11 protein-coding genes are annotated in these 23,407 nt (G+C 66.8%); 2 read left to right on the top strand and 9 right to left on the bottom strand.

From position 1 onward, the window contains the following. Positions 1-8,814 (bottom strand): filamentous hemagglutinin N-terminal domain-containing protein (locus RMO95_RS20640; protein ID WP_310452564.1); only part of this gene is annotated, 8,814 nt, incomplete at its 3' end. 260 nt (positions 8,815-9,074) lie between these two features. Between RMO95_RS20640 and RMO95_RS20635 the strand changes: the two genes are divergently transcribed. Next, positions 9,075-10,712, top strand: a complete 1,638-nt coding sequence (locus RMO95_RS20635) for an NAD(P)/FAD-dependent oxidoreductase (RefSeq protein ID WP_310452563.1) — start codon at positions 9,075-9,077, stop codon at positions 10,710-10,712. A 149-nt stretch (positions 10,713-10,861) separates the two neighbouring features. Here RMO95_RS20635 and RMO95_RS20630 read toward each other — a convergent pair whose 3' ends face one another. The 3 genes from RMO95_RS20630 to RMO95_RS20620 are packed head-to-tail and all read right to left on the bottom strand — an operon-like array spanning position 10,862 to position 13,711. Beyond that, entirely contained in the window at positions 10,862-11,854 is a 993-nt protein-coding gene (locus tag RMO95_RS20630) for a hypothetical protein (RefSeq protein ID WP_310452562.1), read from the bottom strand. Next, a complete protein-coding gene (locus RMO95_RS20625; protein ID WP_310452561.1) occupies positions 11,851-13,236 on the bottom strand; it encodes a sensor histidine kinase in 1,386 nt (461 codons plus the stop codon). The genes RMO95_RS20630 and RMO95_RS20625 overlap by 4 nt, the downstream gene beginning before the upstream one ends. Before the next feature lie 37 nt (positions 13,237-13,273). After that, positions 13,274-13,711 (bottom strand): PGDYG domain-containing protein, encoded by a 438-nt coding sequence (locus RMO95_RS20620; RefSeq protein ID WP_310452560.1) that lies wholly within the window; start codon positions 13,709-13,711, stop codon positions 13,274-13,276. A gap of 103 nt (positions 13,712-13,814) precedes the next feature. On the opposite strand from RMO95_RS20620, the gene RMO95_RS20615 reads away from it, so the two are divergent. After that, positions 13,815-16,955 (top strand): EAL domain-containing protein, encoded by a 3,141-nt coding sequence (locus RMO95_RS20615; protein WP_310452559.1) that lies wholly within the window; start codon positions 13,815-13,817, stop codon positions 16,953-16,955. Positions 16,956-16,992: 37 nt separating this feature from the next. Here the strand turns inward: RMO95_RS20615 and RMO95_RS20610 are convergent, their stop codons facing one another. The 5 genes from RMO95_RS20610 to hypE form a co-directional block, all read right to left on the bottom strand. Next, positions 16,993-18,435, bottom strand: a complete 1,443-nt coding sequence (locus tag RMO95_RS20610; RefSeq protein ID WP_310452558.1) for a nickel-dependent hydrogenase large subunit — start codon at positions 18,433-18,435, stop codon at positions 16,993-16,995. Then, positions 18,432-19,424 (bottom strand): HupU protein, encoded by a 993-nt coding sequence (locus RMO95_RS20605; protein WP_310452557.1) that lies wholly within the window; start codon positions 19,422-19,424, stop codon positions 18,432-18,434. Before RMO95_RS20605 ends, RMO95_RS20610 begins: the two co-directional genes overlap by 4 nt. After that, positions 19,421-20,860 carry a sigma-54 dependent transcriptional regulator gene (locus tag RMO95_RS20600; protein WP_310452556.1) on the bottom strand — a complete coding sequence of 480 codons (1,440 nt, stop codon included), beginning with the start codon at positions 20,858-20,860 and terminating at the stop codon, positions 19,421-19,423. Before RMO95_RS20600 ends, RMO95_RS20605 begins: the two co-directional genes overlap by 4 nt. A 190-nt stretch (positions 20,861-21,050) precedes the next feature. Continuing rightward, a complete protein-coding gene (locus RMO95_RS20595; RefSeq protein ID WP_310452555.1) occupies positions 21,051-22,772 on the bottom strand; it encodes a hydrogenase maturation protein in 1,722 nt (573 codons plus the stop codon). Positions 22,773-22,779: 7 nt separating this feature from the next. After that, a partial coding sequence (gene hypE, locus RMO95_RS20590) for a hydrogenase expression/formation protein HypE (RefSeq protein ID WP_310452554.1) occupies positions 22,780-23,407 on the bottom strand: 628 nt, incomplete at its 5' end.

Here is a 23,407-nt window from a genome sequence, read left to right as displayed (position 1 = left end):
GTTGCCCACTCCGCTCCAGGTGGTGGTGCCGAAGTTGTCGATGCGGCGGGACAGACTCACCGGCCCCGTGATGTTCAGGCTAGCCCCGGCCGCGATCGTCGTCGTCCCGGTATTGGTGGCTTGCGTGCCGCCCGACCAGGTCATGCTGCCGTTGATCGTCAGGTTGCCGGCGCCCTGCAGCGTTCCACCCGAAAGATTCATGGTCGCCGCGGCGCCAATGTCCGACGCCTGGGCAAGGTCGAGGCTGCCGGCAGTGATCGACAGCGTTTCATCGCCGCTCATCTTGAGACTCTTGGCCGCCTCGGCAGTATTGACGGTAACGGTGTAGGCGCCGCCGGCCTGGTCGATCACGGCGTCCACCGTACTGTCCGGCTTGACGCCGCGGCTCCAGTTGGCACCTGTGCTCCAGTTGCCGTCGCCGGCGAGTGTCCAGAAGTTCATCAGACCGGCGATCGTCAGCGTCCCGCTCGCGGTGGTCGAGCCAAAGACAAATGCGGGATTGGACGCCAGAGTCGTTACGTTGGCCGTTCCAGAGTTGGTTCCGGCGGGGTTGATCAGCGCGAAGGAATTTCCCGATCCACCAGTGAATCCTCCGACCGCCTGATAACGTATGTCGCCACCCAGGGTCAGATTGCCGCTCAGGCTGATCTGGTCGTACTGGCTTCCGGCTGTCGTGCCGCCGATATCCGCCTCGACTACCGAACTGCCTCCCAGCAACAGGTTGCCCGTGATGCTCAGTGTCGCCGTGTTGCCAGCGCCAACTCCCGGGGAAATCGTGCCGTTGTTGGTCAACACATTGCCGCCGACGGAAATGGTTCCGGCACCGCTCAAGGTGCCCGTATTGGTAAAGCCAGCGGCCTTCTCGAAGCTGGCCCCGGACGCAACGTTGATGATGCCTGCCTCATTCGCCGATCCACTTGCCTGGAAGCTGCCGGCATTGACGTTGAAGCTGCCGCTGTTGGCGAAGGCATTGACGCTGAAGGTCTGCGTCGCTGCCGAGCCGGCATTCTTGTTGAAGTTGCCGGCATTGACGAAGGTGGATGGAGTGCCGTTGCCTTCGAGCGGACTGGCCGCTGTCGTCGTGTCGTTGATGATGCCGCCGGCCAGGTTGTTGAGCACCGCGCCGTTGTACATCAGGATCCGGTCGCCGCCGCCGATGTCCACCGTGCCACTGTTGTTCCAGGTCACCGCGCCGTTGAAGCTGGGCGAACCGTTCAGGGTGGTGGTGCCGCTGGTGTTGAAGCTGCCTCCGCCGGCTCCATTGAACGTGGTGCCGCCCAAAGTCAGGGCGTTATTCACGGTGAGGTTGCCGACCCCGGACACGATGCCGCCGGTCAGCGACAGGGTCGGCCCGCCTGCCAGGAAGGTGGTGCTGGTGGCGAAGTCCATGGTGCCGCCGGTCAAACCGAGCGCGCCGCTGCCGGTGAAGCTGGTGCCGTTGAAGCTGCGGGTACCCGCCGTCACGGCCAGGGTAGTGGTCGCGCCGATGGCGTAGGTGCCGGTGTCCGTGCCGCTCGATGTGAGCTGGAAGCTGCCGGCATTGACATTGAAGCTGCCGCTGTTGGCGAAGGCGTTAATGCTGAAGCTCTGCGTCGCTGCCGAGCCGGCATTCTTGTTGAAGCTGCCGGCATTGACGAAGGTGGACGGCGTGCCGTTGCCTTCGAGCGGACTGGCCGCTGTCGTCGTGTCGTTGATGATGCCGCCGGCCAGGTTGTTGAGCACCGCGCCGTTGTACATCAGGATCCGGTCGCCGCCGCCGATGTCCACCGTGCCACTGTTGTTCCAGGTCACCGCGCCGTTGAAGCTGGGCGAACCGTTCAGGGTGGTGGTGCCGCTGGTGTTGAAGCTGCCTCCGCCGGCTCCATTGAACGTGGTGCCGCCCAAAGTCAGGGCGTTATTCACGGTGAGGTTGCCGACCCCGGACACGATGCCGCCGGTCAGCGACAGGGTCGGCCCGCCTGCCAGGAAGGTGGTGCTGGTGGCGAAGTCCATGGTGCCGCCGGTCAAACCGAGCGCGCCGCTGCCGGTGAAGCTGGTGCCGTTGAAGCTGCGGGTACCCGCCGTCACGGCCAGGGTAGTGGTCGCGCCGATGGCGTAGGTGCCGGTGTCCGTGCCGCTCGATGTGAGCTGGAAGCTGCCGGCATTGACATTGAAGCTGCCGCTGTTGGCGAAGGCGTTAATGCTGAAGCTCTGCGTCGCTGCCGAGCCGGCATTCTTGTTGAAGCTGCCGGCATTGACGAAGGTGGACGGCGTGCCGTTGCCTTCGAGCGGACTGGCCGCTGTCGTCGTGTCGTTGATGATGCCGCCGGCCAGGTTGTTGAGCACCGCGCCGTTGTACATCAGGATCCGGTTCGCGCCGCCGATGTCCACCGTGCCGCTGTTGTTCCAGGTCACCACGCCGTTGAAGGCGGGCGAGCCGTTGAGCGTGGTGGTGCCGCTGGTGTTGAAGCTGCCTCCGCCCACCCCATTGAACGTGGTGCCGCCCAGAGTCAGGGCGCTATTCACGGTGAGGTTGCCGATCCCGGACACGGTGCCGCCTGTCAGCGACAGGGTCGGCCCGCCCGCCAGGAAGGTGGTGTTGGTGGCGAAGTCCATGGTGCCGCCAGTCAAACCGAGCACGCCGCTGCCGCTGAAGCTGGTGCCGTTGAAGCTGCGGGTACCCGCCGTCACGGCCAGGGTAGTGGTCGCGCCGATGGCGTAGGTGCCGGTGTCCGTGCCGCTCGATGTGAGCTGGAAGCTGCCGGCATTGACATTGAAGCTGCCGCTGTTGGCGAAGGCGTTAATGCTGAAGCTCTGCGTCGCTGCCGAGCCGGCATTCTTGTTGAAGCTGCCGGCATTGACGAAGGTGGACGGCGTGCCGTTGCCTTCGAGCGGACTGGCCGCTGTCGTCGTGTCGTTGATGATGCCGCCGGCCAGGTTGTTGAGCACCGCGCCGTTGTACATCAGGATCCGGTTCGCGCCGCCGATGTCCACCGTGCCGCTGTTGTTCCAGGTCACCACGCCGTTGAAGGCGGGCGAGCCGTTGAGCGTGGTGGTGCCGCTGGTGTTGAAGCTGCCTCCGCCCACCCCATTGAACGTGGTGCCGCCCAGAGTCAGGGCGCTATTCACGGTGAGGTTGCCGATCCCGGACACGGTGCCGCCTGTCAGCGACAGGGTCGGCCCGCCCGCCAGGAAGGTGGTGTTGGTGGCGAAGTCCATGGTGCCGCCAGTCAAACCGAGCACGCCGCTGCCGCTGAAGCTGGTGCCGTTGAAGCTGCGGGTACCCGCCGTCACGGCCAGGGTAGTGGTCGCGCCGATGGCGTAGGTGCCGGTGTCCGTGCCGCTCGATGTGAGCTGGAAGCTGCCGGCATTGACATTGAAGCTGCCGCTGTTGGCGAAGGCGTTAATGCTGAAGCTCTGCGTCGCTGCCGAGCCGGCATTCTTGTTGAAGCTGCCGGCATTGACGAAGGTGGACGGCGTGCCGTTGCCTTCGAGCGGACTGGCCGCTGTCGTCGTGTCGTTGATGATGCCGCCGGCCAGGTTGTTGAGCACCGCGCCGTTGTACATCAGGATCCGGTTCGCGCCGCCGATGTCCACCGTGCCGCTGTTGTTCCAGGTCACCACGCCGTTGAAGGCGGGCGAGCCGTTGAGCGTGGTCACACCGCTGGTGGTCAGGGTGCCGGCACCGGTGAAGCTGGTGCCGCCCAAAGTGACGGCGCCGTTGGCAGTAAGGCTGCCCGCTCCCCCAAGCGAGCCGCCGGTCAGGCTCAAGACGGAATTCGCATCCAGCGACGAGTTCTGTGCCAGGGCAAGCGAACCGCCGGTCATCGCGACGGTATTGATGTTCGCGCCACCGCCAGGACTGGTCACGGTCAGGCTCCTGGCCGATTCCGCGGTATTGATGGTGATGGTGTTGGGGCCGCTGCCCAGATCGATGATGGCGTCGGCATTCGCCGTCGGCGTGCCGCGGTCCCAGTTGCCGCCAATGTTCCAGTTGCTGGCCCCGGTCGCAATGTAGCTCGTGGTGCCGCTCGTGAGATTGATGCCGGCCGTTGTGCCTGTGTTTGCCGCGCCGAATGTGGCGGCCCCGCCCGCCACCGTCGCATTGATGGCTGCGAACGAGCCGCCCACGGTGCCGGTATTGTTGAGCACCACATAGGTGCCGTCTGAGAACCGGGCTTTGTAGCCGGCCAGTTCGATGACGTTCAGGTTGCCGCCGAGCGTCACGGCGGTGCCGGTCACATTGAACTGGTCGTGCTGGGTAAGCGGCGAAGTGCCCGCGAGGTCGATTTCCAGCGCACCGCCGGCACCGAAGGTGACGGAACCGGTCAGGTTGAGGCCGCCCGCCGCACCCGCGCCGCCGGGACGGATAGTGCCGTCGTTGGTCAGCAGGTTGGCACCGCCGCCGATATCGATCGTGCCGCTGCCGGCCAGCACGCCACCCGCATTGGTGAAGCCGCCAGATCGGACAAAGGTCGTGGCAGCAGCCAGGTTGATGTTGCCCGACTGGGTGAACGTACCTCCGACTACCGAAAGCGACCCGGAATCGACATTCAAGGTGCCGGAATTGGTAACCGCTGCGACCTCGATCTTCGAGGCACTGGAACTGGTCTTGGTAAAACTGCCGCTATTGACGAAGCTGGTGCCCGCCGAACTACTCCGCCATGCCACCGGCCAGGCGTTGGCGGTGGTCCCGGAGTAGTTGATGGCGCCGTTGTTGGTGAAGACGGTCGTCGTACTGGTAGCGCCTTGCAGCGATATCTCGCTGGCGGTTCCGGTGAGATTGACAATGCCGCTGGCCAGGTTGGTCCAGTCGCGCTGTGACAGGCGGGTTGCGCCCTGGGCGCCGGCCATGGTGACCGTGCCTGCCGTGGTCATGGTCGAGGAGTCGGTGCCGAAAATGTTGCCGCTGGTCCATGTCAGGTTGTTGAAGACGAAATTGTCGGAACCGGTCAGCGTGCCGCCGGTCAGGGTGACGGTGCCGGTGTTGGTCTTGGTGGCCCCGGTATCGAAGGTGGTGGTGCCGCCGGAAAATGTCACGGCCGCATCGAAGTCCAGATTCGTTCCTGCATTGAAGGTGTTGGTGCCGCCCGAGAACAGCAGCGACCCGCCGATGCCGGCAATCGCTGCATTGCCTGTGAAGCCATGGGTGCCCGCCGAAAACTGGAGCGTAGCGCCACTGCCCACATTGATTGTGCTGCCGTTGGTGTATGTGTTGGTAGCGCTCAACACCAGCGTGCCCGAGTTGACGGCGACCACGCCGCCGGAAAGATTGTTGAAGGCGGCAGTGATCGAACTGGATGCCGGTGAACCTACATCCTTGGTGATCGTGCCGTAGTTGTTTATCGTGTTGCTGCCGGTGGCATTGTTGAGTGGTGCGGTATAAACACCGGCCTGGATATTGATCGAGCCGGTAGCATTGTTGTTGAGTACGGCGTTGTTCTGCATGGCTATGTTGACGCTGCTCGCACCGTTGAGATTGAGTACGCCATTGTTGTTCCACGTCTTCGCGTTCAGCCAGACGCCGCTGGTGCCCAGGTTGGTCGTTCCGTTGGTGTTCAGTGCCCCGCTGCCGGTGAGAGTGCCGGCGCCCGACATAGTCAATACCTGCCCCAGGGGGATGGTCACGTTGTCGGTCGCGTTAAAGCTGGCATTACCCATCGTCAGGCCGGCATTGAAGCTGTGGTCATTACCGGTGTTCAGGTTCAACGTGCCGCCGGTGAGAGACACCGCACCCGTGAAATCGGTGACGTTGCTTGCCAGGAGGTTGACCGTGCCGCCGGCCACGCTCCAGGCATTGCCGTTCAGCAGCGCAAAATCGTTGGTGCTGGCCGTGTTGATGGTGCCGCCGGAGAACAGCACGCTGCCGCCGGAACCGCTGATCGCCGCATTGCCGAGGAAGCCATGAGTGCCTCCCGACAGTTGCAGGGTGGCGCCGCTTGCGATATTGATAGCGCTGCCATTGTTGTAGGTATTGCTGCCAGCCAGGTTCAGCGTGCCCGAATTGACGTTGACGATACCGCCCGACTGGTTGTTGAACGTCGGCGCAAAGCCGGAGCTGGCGGCCGTCGTGTTGAGGCTCTTGCGCAGCTCGCCCTCATTGTTGAAGTTGCCGACACCGACGATGTGCGTGTCGGTGAACGATGCGTTGATGTTGAACAGCGCACCCACCCGGTTGTTGAACACAGCCGTGCCGCCGGTCAGCGTGTCATCGATCTGGAAAGTCGAAAGCGTTCCTGCATTCGGTGTAAAGCTTACCGTGCCATAGTTGTCCCAGACCCGGCTGTCGCGCAGCGCCGCTTGCTGCGCAAATCCCGGCATCAGCGTGGTCGCCACCCCGGACTGCGTCGTCAGCGTCCCCGAGCCGGTGATTGCCCCATTGCTCCAGTTGAAGACTCCGCCCGTGCTCACCGCGACCGCCCCGGACCCCGTCAGTGTGCCGCCGCTCACGTTCAGCGCTGTCACCGACAAGGAGTTGTTGCCCAGGTCCAGCGTGCCGCTGCCGGCCCGCGTCAGGCTCGTCAGGCCGCTGAAACTGGTACTGTCGGCGAAGACCAGGCTGCCGCTGTTGACGGCAATCGAGGCCAGGTTCTGGAAGCCCGTTGCGGCACCCGCGGTCATGCCGCTGAAGGACACGCTGGTAACGCCGCCCGACTGGGCATAACTGCTGCCCAGATTGCTCACCGTGCCGTTGAACAGCAAGTTGCCGGTACCCAGCGCGTCGAGGGCCACGGTGGTCGCCCCGCTGATGTTGTAATCGCCGGTCAGGGTATAGACCGCCGTGGCGGTCAGCGGCTTGGAAAACGTGACGTTGCCGGCGCCGCCGATGTTGCCGCTGATCGAGCGCGGGCCGCCGTGGAATTGCAGTGTCGCGTTGTTGGCCAGGGCATAGTTGCCGGCATCGGTGCCGCCGGTGTCGAAACGCAAGCTGCCGGAGTTGAGGTTGACCGCGCCACCCGCCAGGTTGTTGAACGCCGGCGTGAAACCGGTGGTTGCGGCTGACGTGTTCAGGCTCTTGCGCAGTTCCCCCTCATTGTTGAAGGTACCGACACCGACGATGTGCGTGTCGGTGAACGAGGCGTTGATGTCGAACAGCGCGCCCGCCTTGTTGTTGAACACCGCCGTGCCGCCGGTCAGCGTGTCGTCGATCTGGAAGGTCGACAGCGTTCCCGAATTGGGCGTGAAGGTCACCGTGCCATAGTTGTCCCAGACCCGGCTGTCGCGCAGCGCCACCTGCTGTGCAAATCCCGGCGTGAGCGTCGTCACCACTCCGGTCTGCGTGGTCAGCGTGCCGGTGCCCGCGATCACCCCGTTGCTCCAGCTGAAGCTGCCGCCGGTCGCCACCGCGATGTTGCCGGCGCCGGTCAGCGTGCCGCCGGCGATGTTCAGGCTGCCGATGGTGGTCGCCGAATCCAGCGTGGCCGTACCCGACGAAATGAACGCAATGCCGGGAATGCCGATGCCGCCGCCATTGGCATTCAGCGTCATGGTGCCGAAGTTGACCGTGCCGCCGCCCGTGGCATCGGAATTGGCGTTGAACACCATGCTCAGCAGTCCCACCGTCGAACCGATGCCGGCATTGAGATTGATGTTGTTGTGGGCGTTCAGGGTCAGCGTGGCATCGGTGCCGGCCGTCTTGGCGATAGCGTCGGCCACGGTGATGTTGCCGGTCTGGGCGCCGCCCGCTCCGGTCGTGATGTTGACGCTGGTGCCGGCATTCAGCGCGGTCTGGATGGTGCCGGTGGTGATGATGGAACTGTCGGCGGTGCTGGTGAAGTTCGGGTTGCCGCTGACGTTGGTATCCGATCCGCTGGCCTGGATCATGATGTCGTTGGGGTCGAGCAGCCATTCGCCGCCCCGGGTGCGGACGGTGATCCGGTCGATATCCAGTTTCGCCGCGGAGGTCTCGACGAATCCGCCGCTGCCCGCCTGGCCGTCGCCTTGCGCGCTGATCTCGCCGCGGGCGACAAGCTCGCCGCTGATCTGTCCGTTCTCGCTGGTGATGGCGGTGATGTTGCCGCCTGCCGTGCCGTCAGCGCCAACTCTTGAGGTGTCGGTCAGTTCGATCTTTTTCGTTGCGCGCAGGAAGATCCGGCCGCCTTCCTCGACCACGCTGCTGGCATTCAGTTTGCCGCTGTTCCTGACCACCATGCCGGCGATGCCGATGCGTCCGGCTTCGGCCGTGATTTCGCCGAGGTTGGTGACGTTGCCCGCCGCACCGGTGATTTCCATCTTGACCCCGGGGGTCGCGCTGTCTATCAGCTCTACCGTGTTGCCGGCGGCAAGAATGGTTTCGCCCCTGGGCGTGGTGATGATGCCTTCGTTGCTGACGTTGCTGCCGATCAAATAGACGCTGCCGCCCATCGGCGTGGTGATCTGCCCCTGGTTGACGACATTGCCTGCGCTGCCCAGGCTGTTGTCGAACTTGAGCCGGTTGGCCAGAAAGTCGGCGTTGGTGACGTTCAGCGTACTGGCGACAAATCCGGCGGCATCGATGCGGGCCCCCTGCCCGACGAAAATGCCGGCCGGATTGACCAGCCAGACGCGACCGTTGGAGGTGAGATTGCCGAGGATGACCGATGGGTCGTTGGCCAGCACCCGATTCAGGACGCTGCTGGACGCCGAGGGCTGGACAAACCGCGCGGTCTGCCCGGCGTCGATATTGAACTGCTGCCAATTGATGATGGCGCCGTTGCTGTTGGTGACCGTAAGGACGTTGCCGGTTTGCGCAATGGACGCGGCACCATTGACCACCTGCGCACCGACCGGCAGGGCAAGGGCATCTGCGGTGGCAAAGCAGGCCGCAATCGCCAGGCAGGACAAACGCTGGCGCACGGACAGCGAGCTTGCCAAAGCACGGGACCGACAGGGGCGAACTGACTTCGACAAGGGCAACCTCCCCAGCACTGCGCCGCCCCGCAATGACCGGGGCATGCCCAACCAACCGATCCATAAAGGCTAACCCTAAAGCATTCATATATCAAGGAACTTCATCACGGCCAGCTTTTGCCATACCGCAGCGCAGCGACGGGCGGGTACAGCGAAGCGGGAAGCTAAAATAGCCATTTCGCCAATCCGCCCATCGCCGCCAATTCATGCGCCTGACCGAACTCAAACTTCCCCTCGATCACACGGCAAGCGAACTGCAGGGCGCGATCCTCAAGCGGCTCGGAATTGCGGCCGACGAGCTGCTCGGCTTCACGATCTTTCGCCGCAGTTACGACGCGCGCAAACCTGCGGCCATCGTCTTCATCTACACGCTGGATGTCGAGCTGAAAAACGAGGCGGCTGTGCAGAAGCGCCTGCGCGGCGATCGTCATGTCGGGCCGACGCCGGACACCAGCTACCGCTTCGTCGCCCGCGCGCCGCAGACGCCGGAGTTGCCGCGGCCGGTGGTGATCGGCACCGGCCCCTGCGGCCTGTTCGCCGGGCTGATCCTGGCGCAGATGGGCTTTCGGCCGCTGATCCTGGAACGCGGCAAGTCCGTGCGCGAGCGCACCCAGGACACCTGGGGCCTGTGGCGCAAAGGCCAGCTCAATCCGGAATCCAACGTGCAGTTCGGCGAAGGCGGCGCTGGCACCTTTTCCGACGGCAAGCTGTACAGCCAGATCAAGGACCCGCAGTTCCGCGGGCGCAAGGTGTTGACCGAATTCGTCAAGGCCGGCGCCCCAGCCGAAATCCTTTACGTCGCCAAGCCGCATATCGGCACCTTCAAGCTGGTGACCATGGTCGAGAACATGCGCGCCGAGATCGAGTCGCTGGGCGGCGAGATACGCTTCGGCAGCCGCGTCGAGGACATCGACATCGAGCAGGGCCGGGTGCGTGGCCTGCGCCTGGCCGACGGCGAATACATTGCCGCGAGCCACGTAGTGCTGGCGGTCGGCCACAGCGCGCGCGACACCTTCGAGATGCTGCATGCGCGCGGTGTGCATGTCGAGGCCAAGCCCTTCTCGATCGGCGTGCGCATCGAGCATCCGCAGTCGCTGATCGACCGCGCGCGCTTCGGCCGGAACGCCGGCAATCCGCTGCTCGGCGCGGCCGATTACAAGCTGGTACATCACTGTGGCAACGGCCGCTCGGCCTACAGCTTCTGCATGTGCCCGGGCGGCACGGTGGTCGCGGCAACCTCGGAGCCGGGCCGCGTGGTGACCAACGGCATGAGCCAGTATTCGCGCAACGAGCGCAACGCCAACAGCGCGCTGGTGGTCGGCGTCACGCCGGCCGATTATCCGGGCAGCCAAGGTGACAATGGCGATCCGCTGGCTGCGCCTTTGGCTGGAATTGCCTTCCAGCGCCACTGGGAAAGCCTCGCCTTCGAGGCCGGCGGCGGCGACTACAAGGCCCCGGCTCAGCGCGTCGGCGACTTTCTCGCCGGACGGCCGTCGGCCGAGCTGGGCGAGGTGCTACCCTCCTACACGCCGGGCGTGAAGATGACCGATCTTGCGCTATGCCTGCCGGATTACGTGGTCGCCGCGCTGCGCGAATCGCTGCCGGCCTTCGGCCGCGAAATTCCCGGCTTCGCCATGGAGGATGCGCTGCTGACCGGCGTCGAGACGCGCACCTCGTCGCCGATCCGCATCACGCGCGACGAGGAGTTCCAGAGCGTGAACACGCGCGGCCTGTTTCCCGCCGGCGAAGGCGCCGGTTACGCCGGCGGCATCCTCTCGGCAGCGGTCGATGGAATTAAAGTGGCCGAGGCCGTGGCGCTGAGCCTGTGCGGGAAAGTGGCATAGGACGGACTGGGCGGACGTAGGGCGGACCGTAGGGCGGACGTAGGGCGGACGTAGGGCGGACTTCAGTCCGCCATCCACCCCTGGCCGACTGAAGTCGGCCCTACAGTCGGCCCTACAAAACCATCCACCTTGGGCGGCTCAAGCTGGGTCTACAGCCACTCGATTTCCCAGCGCACGCAGGGATCGAGCGCCGCCACGGCGCGTGCGGCGAAGCCTTGCAGGGCGGCGCGGTCGGTCGCGGCGCGGCCGAGCAGCCAGCCGGCCAGCGGGCCTTGCGGGTGGAAGTTCCATTCGGTCGGGGCGACGATGCAGTAATCGGCAATGCGTTCCTCGTGCTCGCCGTCGAGCGCGATCTCATGCATCAGCAGGCCGCGTGCGGTTTCGACCAGCGCACGGCCCCGTCCCGGCCCCACCGGCACCGCGCTCGCCGTGCCGCCAGCGCCAACTCTTGCATGACCATGCGCCCAGTCGCGCAGCTCGGCCAGCCGCGCCAGCCAGCGCGCGGCGAAGGCGCCCGCTGCTGCCGCGTCGCCCACACTTTCCGCCCCGCCCTGCCGTCTTGCGATGGCGCCGGTTTCGGCGGCGGCGCCCTGCCAGTGCGGGCGGGCGCAAAACCCGGCGTCGAGCTGCGGCCACAGTCCCAGCGAAGCTCGCGCAGCCAGCGGCGGCAAACAGCGCGGCGCGCCAACGGCGGAGTCTTCCATTGCGATAAGCCGCCGACATAGATGCTCGATGCGCTGATCATCCAGCAGCGCCGCGAGTTCGGCTCTCTGCCCGCCGGCGACCCAGCCTGCGGCGGCGACGAATTCGTCTTTCAGCGCGGGCTCGCCGAGCAGCGGCGGCAGGTCGAGCAGCCAGCGCCAGAGATGCTCGCGCAGTGCTTCGTGCTGGATCGCGGAATCGATCTGCGCCGGCATTTCCTCGCCGCGCGCCGCCGCCAGCGCAAGTTCGGCGGCGCGGCCCTGAGCCTTGCCGCACAGCGCGAAGAGCAGCGGCACCAGGCGCACCGCGGCGGCGTCGGGCCGGCCGCGCAGGGCCTGGGCGACCTGCGGGCGTTCGCTGGCGACATTGACCGCGCTGATCCGGCCGTCGGCGCTGGCCAGGCTCAGCCTGACGCAACCGGGATCGATGCCACCGCTCATGCCAGCGGCAGGCGCAGGCAGAACAGCGCGCCGCCTTTCGGATGGTTGCCGGCCGTCAGCTTGCCGCCATGGCGTTCGACGATGCCGTAGCTGATCGCCAGGCCCAGCCCGGTGCCGCGCCCGACTGGCTTGGTGGTGAAGAAGGGATCGAAGAGCTTGTCGAGGTTTTCGGCGGGGATGCCCGGCCCGCTGTCGCGGAACTCGATCGCGGCTTCGCCTTCGTCGATGCCGCCGGAAATCTCCAGGCGCCGCTCGCGCGCATTCTCGGTCGCGTCGGCCGCGTTCTGCACCAGGTTCATCACCACTTGCTGCACCTGGCCCGGCGAGCCGATCACTTCGAGCGCGGCGGGCAGGTTGAGCCTGACCTCGAACTGGTTCGCCGTGGCCTTGCTGACCCATTGCACGGCGCGCTCGATGACCTCGACCAGGTCGAAGGCGCGCCGCTCGTCGCGATCGGTGGCCGAGAAGCGCTTCAGCGCATCGACGATGTCGCGGGTGCGCTCGGCGCCTTCCACGGTGCCGTCGATCAGCGAGGGCAGGTCGTCGAGCAGGCGGTCGATGCGCAGCTCGGCGCGCAAGGCCTCGCGTTCCGGCCGCGGCATCGCGCCATGCACCGCTGCCAGATAGCGCGTCAGGCGTTCGGCATAGCGCTTCATGGCCAGGGTGTTGCCGTAGACGAAACTGATCGGATTGTTCAGTTCATGCGCGACGCCGGCGACCAGCCGGCCCAGGGAAGCCATTTTCTCGGAATGGATCAGCTGCTGCTGGGTGGTCTTGAGGTCTTCGTGGGCGCGCCGTAGCGCCTGGTAGGCGCGGCGCAGCTCGCCCACCGGCCGCCCGGTGATGACCAGCCCGAGCATCTTGCCGACGCCGTTGTAGCGCGGCGTGCAGTTCAGCGACACCGGGATCGCGCTGCCGTTGGCGGCCTTCAGCAGCATCTCGATATCTTCCACGGCATGGCTGCCCTGGTCGGCGAACAGGCGTCCGGCGCGCTGGCGCGATTCCTCGTCGGCGAACAGGTCGAATACCGTGCGCCCGGGCAGCGCATCGGCATCGACGCCGAGCAGCGAGGCCAGCGCGGCGTTGACGCTTTCGATCACCCCGGCCCGGCTGCAGACGATCAGCAGGTCGGACATCGAGGTCAGCACCGAGGAAATGAACTGCTGGGTGTCCTCCAGCGTGGCGTTCTTTTCCTCCAGCGCGACTTCGTACTGCAGCAGGTCGTTATAGACCTCGTCCATCTTGCGGATCACGTCGAGCCAGATGCCGTCTTCGGCCGAGGCGCCGGCCGCCGCCGCGAGCATCTCGACCGTGAGGGCCGAGCGCGGCTCCGCGGCTGCGGCGTCCGGCAGGGTCGAAGCAGGGGCAGGTTTGCGGCTCATGGCGGCAATGTACCTCAGCGCGGGCGCGCCCGGCGCTTCAGGCCTGCGCCAGGCGGCGATAGACCTGGCGGAAGCGGGCGTCCTGCACGATGCCGAAGTCGCCCGGCGCGTATTGCAGCAGCCAGTCCTGCGCCGCGCCCTGCAGCAGATCGCCGCCGGCACAGCGCGCCACGCTGAATGCCTGCGTCATCTGGCGGGCGAAGACTGGCACCGGCCGGGCGCGATAGAGTCCGTCGGCGCCGGCCGGCAGCGGCGCCACGGACTCGTATTTGGCCTCGAAGCGCTGACGGGAAACGCTCCAGCGGTCGCCGGTGGAACCGGTGATCAAGGCGTCGCCCACGCTGTAGCGATTCGGACCCTCGCGGCTGGCGAGTTCGCCGGCGGTGATGGCAAAAACCGCGGCGACGACTTCGTCCTTGACATAAAGTGCGGCCGCGGCGTCGCGGCTGAGGTCGATATCCTTGAGTTCGGGCATGGCAATACGCAGGCGGGATGAAGGCTGAAGTGTCTCACAAGCCCAGCCTCGGGCCAGCATCGGGCCCACATCGCCCGCATCCCGATCGGGTAGCATTGCAGGCATGTCCCTTTTCAATTCCACGATCGCCGCCCTGCGCTGGCTGGCGCTGAGTTGTTGCCTCCTGCTGCCGGGCTTGCCGTCGGCGGCGGAACCCGCCAGCAGCGAGCCGCCGGAAGCGACGCTGCGTATCGGCATCCTGGCTTTTCGCGGCCAGGAAAAGGCCCTGGCCGAATGGCAGGCGCACGCCGACTTCCTGACGCGGAAGCTCGCGCCCCACCGTTTCAGCATCGTGCCGCTGACGCTGGCCGAGTTCGGCCCGGCGCTGATCGCGCACCGTATCGATCTGGTGATCACCAACACCGGCCATTACGTCGAGCTCGAAGCCGGCGGCCGGGTTTCCCGCATCGCCACCATGCGCATCGCCGGCCCCCAGGGCCCGGTGGATCGCTTCGGCGGCGTGGCGATCGCCCGCGCCGAGCGCAGCGACCTGAAGACCTACGCCGACTTGCGCGGCAAGCGCCTTGCGGTACCCGACGTGCACGGCTTCGGCGGCTGGCAGGTGCATCTGCGCGAAGCGCAGGCGGCCGGACTCGACCTCGGCAGCGACCTGGCCGAAATCCTCGAATTGCAGTCCCATGACAAGGTGGTCGAGAGCGTCCTCGCCGGACGGGTCGACGCCGGCTTCGTGCGCTCCGACCTGGTCGAATCGCTGGCGGCGGCGGACAAGCTCGACCTGGGCCAACTGCGCGTCATCGGCGCCCGCCAGACGCCGAATTTTCCTTACTGGCACAGCACCCAGCTCTATCCGCACTGGGCCTTCGCCAAAGCCGAGCATGTCTCCGAGGAACTCGCGCGCGACCTGCTGATCGCCTTGCTGAGCATGCGGCCCGAGGATGCGACGGCGGTCGCGGCCGGCATCTACGGCTGGACCCTGCCGCAAAACTACCAGTCGGTGCACGATCTCTTTCTCCAATTCCGGCTCGGCCCTTATGCCGACCTGCCGGTCAAGCTGAGCGACATCATGGCGCGCTATGGCCGGACCATCGTCCTCGGCGCTGCAGCCTTCGTCTCGCTGCTGCTGGCGGCGCTGTGGGCGATTGCCCGCAGCAACGGAGCCCTGCGCCGCAGCCAGGATCGCCTGCGGCTTGCCGCCGGGGTTTTCGAGCATGCGCAGGAAGGCATCATGATCACCAATCCCAAAGGCGACATCGTCGATGCCAACGAGACCTTTCTCGGCCTGACCGGTTATCGGCGCGACGAAGTGCTGGGACGCAATCCGCGCTTTCTGTCTTCGGGCCAACAGCCCCCGGAGTTCTATCGCGCGATGTGGCAGAGCCTGCTCGAACGTGGCGTCTGGCGCGGCGAAATGATCAATAGGCGCAAGGACGGCACGGTCTACGTGCAGCAGACCAGCATTTCCGCCGTTCGCGACAAGCAGGGCAGAGTTCGTCATTACATCGGCCTGTCGAGCGACATCAGTGCGCTCCGGGAATCCCAGGACCGGCTGGAGCAGATGGCCTATTTCGACGCACTGACCGGCCTGCCCAATCGCCGCATGCTGTCCGACCGTCTGCAGCGCGCGATCGCCCAGGCGCAACGTGCCGACCGCCTGCTGGCGATCTGCTATCTCGACCTGGACGATTTCAAGCCGATCAACGACACCTGGGGGCATGCCGCCGGCGACAGCCTGCTGATCGAGGCCGCGCAACGCCTGATGGCCAATGTCCGCGCCGGCGATACGGTGAGCCGGCTCGGCGGCGACGAGTTCGTCGTGCTGCTGGGCAACCTCGCCCATTTCGACGAATGCGAGGTGGCGCTGGAACGCGTCCGCAGCGCCTTGAACAAACCCTTCATGCTCAAGGAGGGAGAAGCCCGCGTCTCCGCCAGCATGGGCGTCACGCTGTTTCCGCTCGACGGCGCCGACCCCGACACGCTGATTCGCCATGCCGACCAGGCCATGTACCTGGCCAAGCAAAGCGGCCGGAACCGCTACACCCTGTTCGACGCGGAGCACGACCGGCTTTCGGCAAGCCGCCGCGAATCGCAGCGAAGCATACTCGACGCCATCGCCAGGAATCAGCTGCGGCTGTACTTCCAGCCCAAGGTCAATATGCGCAGCGGCCAGGTGGTCGGCGCCGAAGCCCTGATCCGCTGGCAGCATCCGGAGCGCGGTCTGCTCGATCCGGCGGAATTCCTGCCGCAGGTCGACCTGGTCCGGCTGCATGGGCCGATCGGCGACTGGGTGCTGAACAACAGCCTGCGCCTGGCCGAAGAGTGGGCGCAGGCCGGTCTGCACCTGGTCATCAGCGTCAACGTCGCTGCCGACCAGTTGCAATCCGTCGATTTCGTCGCCACCCTGCGCGACGCACTGGCGCGGCACCCCGGCGTGGAGCCGCGCAACATCGAACTGGAAATCCTCGAAACCGCGACGCTGAAGGACCTCGGCAAGGTCGCCCAGGTCATCGAAGCCTGCAGTGCGCTCGGCATCGGATTCACCATCGACGACTTCGGCACCGGCTATTCCTCGCTGACCTACCTCAAGCAATTGCAGGTCGGCACGCTGAAGATCGACCAGTCCTTCGTGCAGGACATGCTCGACGATCCCGACGACCTGTCGATCGTCGACAGCATTGTCGGGCTGGCCACCGCCTTCCGGCGCCGCGTCGTGGCCGAGGGCGTCGAAACCGTTCGTCATGGGGAGCTGCTGCTCCAGCTCGGCTGCGAGCTGGCCCAGGGCTATGGCATCGCGCGGCCGATGCCGGCCGAAGATCTGCCGGCATGGATCGCCGCCTGGCAACAGCCCACCGAATGGAAGAACGTCCCGCTCTGGCCGCGCCAGGACTTGCCCCTGCTGACCGTCGAGGTCGACCACCTGCGCTGGATCCAGTTGCTCAGTGAGTCGATCAGGGCGCCGGCCGGCGAGACGCCGCCGCTGCCGCCGCTGGACCCGCACAATTGCCGTTTCGGCCACTGGCTGGACGCCATGGGCCATGACCGCTACGGCCACTATCCGGGATTTGCGCAACTGGTGCGGGCCCACGATGCGGTACATGCCACCGGCCGCCGCATCGAGCAGTTGGCGCACCACGATCGGAGCGCCGCATGCGCACAGCTGGCCAGCCTGCATGCGCGGCGCGACGAGCTGCTGCTGGCGCTGGAACAGTTGCGCAGCGAGGTTCCGGTTAACCGCGACCATCTTTGATCGAACGCCGTGGCGCCAGCGCCAACTCTTGACCGGGTCAATGCACCGTGCACACCATGCAGGGATCGAAGCTGCGCACCACGTGATGTATGGCCGCCGGCAGCGGCGCCGTGGCATCTGCCGGCAAACCCGCCAGCGCCTGTTCCAGGGCGCCGGGCTGGCCGGCCGCGTCGCGCGGCGAAAAGTTCCAGGTGGTCGGCGCGATGATCTGGTAATTGTGGATGCGGCCGCGGCGCACCGTGAGCCAGTGGCCGAGCGAACCGCGCGCAGCCTCGATGAGGCCGATGCCGGAGGTTTCGTCGGCGAGCTGGGTCGCGATGCACCAGGGCTCGCCGGGCGCCAGTTCGGTGAGCCAGCGCTCCATGGCGGGCAGCACCAGCGCCAGTTCCAGCAAGCGCGCCACGACGCGCGCGGCGACGCTGCCGCCGCCCGCGGCGACCATGTCGCGCGCCAGCGGATGCCCGGCCACCACCTGACGCGCCAGGGCGCCGGTCTCGACCACCTGCCCGGCCAGGCGCGGCGCCTTGCACCAGGAATAGGCGCCCTCCTTTTCCGTCACCGGCAGCGTGCTGCCAGCGGCCGGACGCTGCGGCAGGCCGGCGGCGGCGTACCAGGCGTGACTGATGTCTTCGTCGATCGCGGCGATATCGAGCGCGGCCGCGCCGTCGTGCCAGAGTCCGGCCGGGAACAGACGCCGGCCTTCCTCCTGATAGGCGCCGTAGCTCATGAAACGGTCCGTGGCGCGCCCGAGCCGCCACAGGTCGAGATCCTCGGCGATGGCAAGGAAGGAACGCAGATCGCCGCCGCCCTGCCCCCGCCAGTTGTCGAGTTCGGCGCGGCTGGCGATGGCGGCGACGTCCTCCAGCCGGGCGCCGAAGGTCACGCTTTCGAGGAAGCCGCGGAATTCGCGCAGGCTGCGATGCAGGCGATAAATCTCCGAGCTTTGCAGCGGGCGTGTCGAACCGCCCGGCTGCACGGCCAGGGTGTGCGGCCATTTGCCGGCAAGCAATCCCATCATGCGCATGAAGCCGGCGCGCGCCGGCAGGATCTGGTTCGGCGCGCTGCCGACGGTGGCGCGAAAGCGCTCGACCGTCGCCGCGTGCCAGGAGCGGCCGGCATAGTCGGCGCGGGCGAAGTCGGGCATGAAGAACAGGTAGAAATGCGTCAGGTGGTCGGCCATGTTCTCGGTCGCCAGCGTCAGATTGGCGGCCAGCCTGCCGTTTGGCGGCGGCGCTATGCCGGCGGCGTCGGCCAGCGCCAGCGCGGCGGCGGCCGACTGGGCCACCGAGCAGATGCCGCAGATGCGCGGCACCAGCACCAAGGCGTCGGCCGGCAGCTTGCCTTGCAGGATCTGTTCGAAACCGCGATACAGCGGCGAATTGACGTAGGCCGCCGCGACCTTGCCCTGCTCGATGTCGAGGCTGATTTCGAGGTCGCCCTCGACACGATTGAAGGGACCGACGACGCGCCGTGTCGTCATCTTTTACCGCGCTTGACCGAGGGCGCGCGCAGCGGATGGTCGGCCGTGGCGTTCTCGCGCACGCGCGCCGGCGTCGCGGATTTGGACAAGGCCGCCAGTGCGATGAACCAGGCCTTGGGCATGTCGGACGGCAGGCCTATGGGTATGCCGGCAACCTTGGGCGTGGCCTCGAAGGCGTGACCGGGCTCCTCGAAGCCCGGATCGGTGCAACGGATGCAGGCATAACCGCCGCGCAGGCAGGAGCCCTCGCCGTTCCACAGGCGCTGATTGCAGTCGGCATGCGCCTGCGTGCCCTTGCAGCCCATGTGCTCCATCAGGCAGCCCTGGTCCGAATGCTTGGTGGCGCTGGCCTTGAATTCGTAATACTCGTTGCGCGGGCAGCCGTGATGCACCAGTTGGTCGGCAAAGAAACGCGGCCGGCCGTAGTCGTCGAGATGCTCGGCGCGCAGGCTGCCATGCGCCAGCGCCGCGAGGGTTTCGGTAATCCAGTCGGGATGGGGCGGACAGCCGGCGACGTTGATCACCGGCAAGCCCGTGGCGTCGCGAAAATCCGGGCCGAGCAAACCGCCCGGAGCTTCGCCGTCGTACTGCAGGCCGCAGGCGTCGGTCGGGTTGATGCCGGCCGCCGTGATGCCGCCCCATGCGGAACAACTGCCGATGGCGACCACATGCCGCGCCCGGGCGGCGATCTGCCGCACCCAGTCGATCATCGGCTGCGCCCCGCCGCCGAAGCGATGAAAGCCGCCGCTGCCGAGCGGTCCGCGCAGCAGCGAGCCCTCGATGCAGAGTACGTCGACGGCGGTGCGGCCGTCGGCGCATTGTGCGATCAGATCGCGCGCTTCGTCGAGGCATGCTTCGGAAAGACTCGGATGCCATAGCAGTTCGACGCCTTCGTCGGCCAGTTCGCGAAACAGCGGCCCGTGTTCGCTGCCCAGCCAGGACAGGGTGCAACCGCCGCAGCCGCCGGACTGGAGCCAGAGCAGGTTCATGGCTCAGCGTCGCCGAAGCCCAGGCGGGAAAGCTTCATGCGCAGCCCGACGCGGGTCAGGCCGAGCTCTTCGGCGACGCGCGTCTTGTTCCCGTTATGGCGGCGCAGGGCGGCGTCGATCACTTGCGCCTCGACCTGGTCGAGCAGTTCCTTGAGCGTCGCGCCCTGGGGGTCGAACCCGGTCGCTGCGGGTTTGGCGGAGGCCGCCATCTGGCGCACGCGCGACGAAAACAGGCCGGCGTCGAGCAGGTCGCCATCGCCCAGCGCCAGCGCACGCAAGACTTCATTCTGCAGTTCGCGCACATTGCCCGGCCAACGATGGGCGACCAGCGCCTTCATCGCGCCATCGGAGAAGTGCCGTCCCGCCAACGCCGACTCTTTGAACATGGTGGCGACGATCAGCGGAATGTCCTGCGGCCGCTCGCGCAGCGGCGGCATGTGCAGCGTGATGCCGGCGATGCGGTAATAGAGATCCTGGCGGAAGCGACCGCTGGCGACGTCGGCTTCGAGGTCGCGGTTGGTCGCCGCGATGATGCGCACATCGACCGCGACCGGACGCGGACTGCCCACCGGACGCACTTCGCCTTCCTGCAGCGCGCGCAGCAGCTTGACCTGGAAGGCCGGCGAGGTGTCGCCGATCTCGTCGAGAAACAGCGTGCCGCCGTCGGCCTGCTGGAACAGGCCGATGCGGTCCTCGTGGGCGCCGGTGAAGGCGCCGCGCTTGTGGCCGAACAGCTCGCCTTCGAGCAGGGTGTCGGGCATGGCGCCGCAGTTTTCGACCACGAAGGGCCGCTCGGCGCGCTCGCTGGCATAGTGGATCGCCCGCGCCAGCAGCTCCTTGCCGGTGCCGGATTCGCCGGTGACCAGCACCGAGAGCTCATGCCCGGCGATGCGCTGCGCCAGTTCGCAGATGCCGTTCAGCGGACTGTCGGGTGCGCGCGTCAGGCGATCGAAGCCGGACCGCGCGCGGACCCGGCCGCGCCGGCTGGCGACCTGCTTCACCAGTTGTTCCGGGCTGTCGCGCAATTCCAGCGACAGGCGCTGGTTCTCCTGCTGCAAACGCCACAGCTCGGCCGCACTCTTCAGGGTCAGCAGCAACTGGTCGGGATGCCAGGGCTTGAGCAGGTATTGCCAGATGCCGGCCTCGTTGATGCCGGAAATGATGTCCTCGGCATCGGTGTAGCCGGAGAGGATCAGGCGCACGGTGTCGGGCCACTGGGCGCGCACGCGGCGCAGGAACTCGACGCCCTGGATGCCCGGCATGCGCTGGTCGGACAGCACGATATGGACGAACTCGCGGCCCATGATGGCTTCGCCCTCTTCCGCCGAGGGTGCGGTGAGCACCGTGAAATCTTCCTCCAAGGTGCGGCGCAGGGTTTCCAGCGAACGCAGCTCGTCGTCGACCACCAGTACCGTAAGTGGGGTGCGCGCTTTCATGATGCGCATGCCTGCGCAGGGCCGCCCCAAGGCGGCGTGCAGCCAACTACCCGGAAGCCGCAAAGCGGCTGAACCTTGGTCACCCCTTTCCTCGGGGCGTAGGCGGGGTTTCGCGGAGCACTGCTCCGCGCCGCCGCAGCCGGTCGGCAGTGCAATGCCGACCGTGGGGCGCGGGTTGGGGGATAGGTCCTCATCCCGTCCAGCCCAGGTCGCGATGACGCGCGAGATGGCGCGGTGTCCATGAGGCGAGCGACTTGCGCACGAAATGGTGGCGCGCGACGTGGTAGCTCGGGTCGAAACCGTAGAAGTTGCGCCGCATGTGGGCGAGTTCCTCTGCCCGATAGACAGCCAGCGGCTTGGCGGCTTCGTCCGCGGCGCGCCGCTCGCGCTTGGCCGTCAGGCGCGCCGCGAGATCGGGAGCCGCGGCGATCTCGGCCGCGCGCCGCGCCACGTCGATGCGGAAAGCCTGGGCCTCGGCGGCCAGGCAGGCATCGCTGAAACCGCTGCTCAGCGCCGCCTGCGCCGTCAGCGGCTGGCGGTTGCGCATGATGTCGCGCGCGCCGTCTTCCCCCACCCGGCGCGGCAGCAGGTAGCTCCAGTATTCCGAGCCGTAGAGATTGCCCATGTTCTTGTAATGCGGATTGAGCATCACGCCCTCGCGCACCCAGACCAGGTCGGCCGCCCGCGCCAGGAAACAGCCGCCCGCGCCCGTGTTGCCGGCCAGCGCGGCGACCGTGATCTGGCCGCCGGCCTCGATCAGTTCCAGCGCCAGGTCGTTCATCGCATTGATGTTGTTCCAGGATTCGTCGGCCGGTGAATCCGCAGCCTCGATCACGTTGAGATGGATGCCATTGGACCAGAAGTCGGCGCCCCCCAGCAAGACCAGCACCCGCACCGGCCGCTGCCTGGCCCAGGCCAGTGCGGCGCGCAGGCGCTCGCATTGCGCGGTGGACATGGCGCCGTTGTAGAACTCGAAATGCAGGAAGCCGACCGCATTTTCGTCACTGCCGGACTCCTCGTAGGCGATGTCCTGCCAGGTCTCATTGCCGACCCGCCACCAGTCGTCGAGCCTGGCCTCGGGCAGCAGGGACGACTCGGCGGCAAAGGCCAGGGTCGCCGGCAGCTTGATCCCTCCCGCGCGCTTGACATGGCCGATCCACACCGCGCCGTCGATGGTCCGCCGCAGCACGGCGGTCTCGCGCCGCGCGATCAGCTCGCCCGGCGCAGCTCCGGCTGCGCCGGGCAGGCTGGATTCGGGCCAGGCATCGAAGATATGGCAGGCGATGCCGAACAGCGAGTCGGCGACGCCGGGAAAGCCGTCGGCGGCATGGATCTTCCCCAGCACCGTCGCCGTGTCCTCGCGTTGCCAGTCGATCGCGCGATCGGCCTGTCGCATCAACGGCCGCAGGCTGCCGCGCGCATCCGTGCAGGCGGCCAGCGGCGTCGGCACGAAGTCGCCCGCGGCAAAGCGTTCGACGGCCTGCAGCACGGCCGTGGTGGCAGCCTGGGTGACTTCGTTGCGGTAGATGCTGGCCTTCCTGGCGTGGCGCAGCGGGAATACGGCGCTGGCCCAGACCGGCCCGGCGTCCATCTCGGCCTCGGCCTGCAGCACGGTGACGCCCCATTCGGCTTCCTGTGTCTGCAGCGCCCAGTCCAGCGCCGACGGCCCGCGGTCGCCGACGACGCCGGGATGAACCACGAGGCAGACGTGCCGCTGCCAGATCGCGGCGGGAATCGCGCGACGCAGGTAGGGCGCGACGATCAGCGCCGGCTTGAACAGCGCGACCGCTTCTTCGGCCACGCTGTCGGCGATGTCGAACTCGATCGAAATCTCGTGCCCGCGCCGCTGCAACTCGGCGCCGAGGCGCTGAGTCAGGCTGTTGAAGGCGTGGGTCAGGAGCAGGATGCGCATCGGCGTTTCAGCAAATCCTCGGCAACTGGTCGCCGGCCAGCCAATCGACGATGCGCTTGCCGCCGAAGGAGGTGGTGAGTTGGATGAAGTGATGGTCGTCGGCGACGACTTCGCCGATCTGCGCCGCCTCGCGCCCCAGCGGATGGGCGCGCATCGCGGCCAGCACACGCCCGGCATCGGCCGCGGCGCAGATGGCGATCAGCTTGCCCTCGTTGGCTACATAGAGCGGGTCGAGGCCGAGGAATTCGCAGGCCGCGGCCACCACCTGCTTCACCGGGATCGCCTTCTCGTAGAGCATCATGCCGACGCCGGACTGGCCGGCGATTTCGTTCAGCGTCGCCGCCAGGCCGCCGCGCGTCGGATCGCGCAGGCAGTGCAGGTCGGCGCCGGTGGCGAGCATCGCGGCGATCAGGCCGTTGAGTGCCGCGGTATCCGACTCGATCGGCGCATCGAAGCTGAGATTCTCGCGCTTGCTCATGATTGCCACGCCGTGATCGCCCAGCGAACCGGAGACGAAGATCACGTCGCCCGGCCGCGCCCGCGCGCCGCCGAGTTCGAGGCCGTCGGGCAGCACGCCGACGCCGGTGGTGGTGATGAACACGCCGTCGCCCTTGCCGCGCTCGACCACCTTGGTG

The organism is Sulfuritalea sp., assembly GCF_031426875.1.
Classification (GTDB): domain Bacteria; phylum Pseudomonadota; class Gammaproteobacteria; order Burkholderiales; family Rhodocyclaceae; genus Sulfuritalea.
This window is presented reverse-complemented; position numbering and strand designations above follow the sequence as displayed.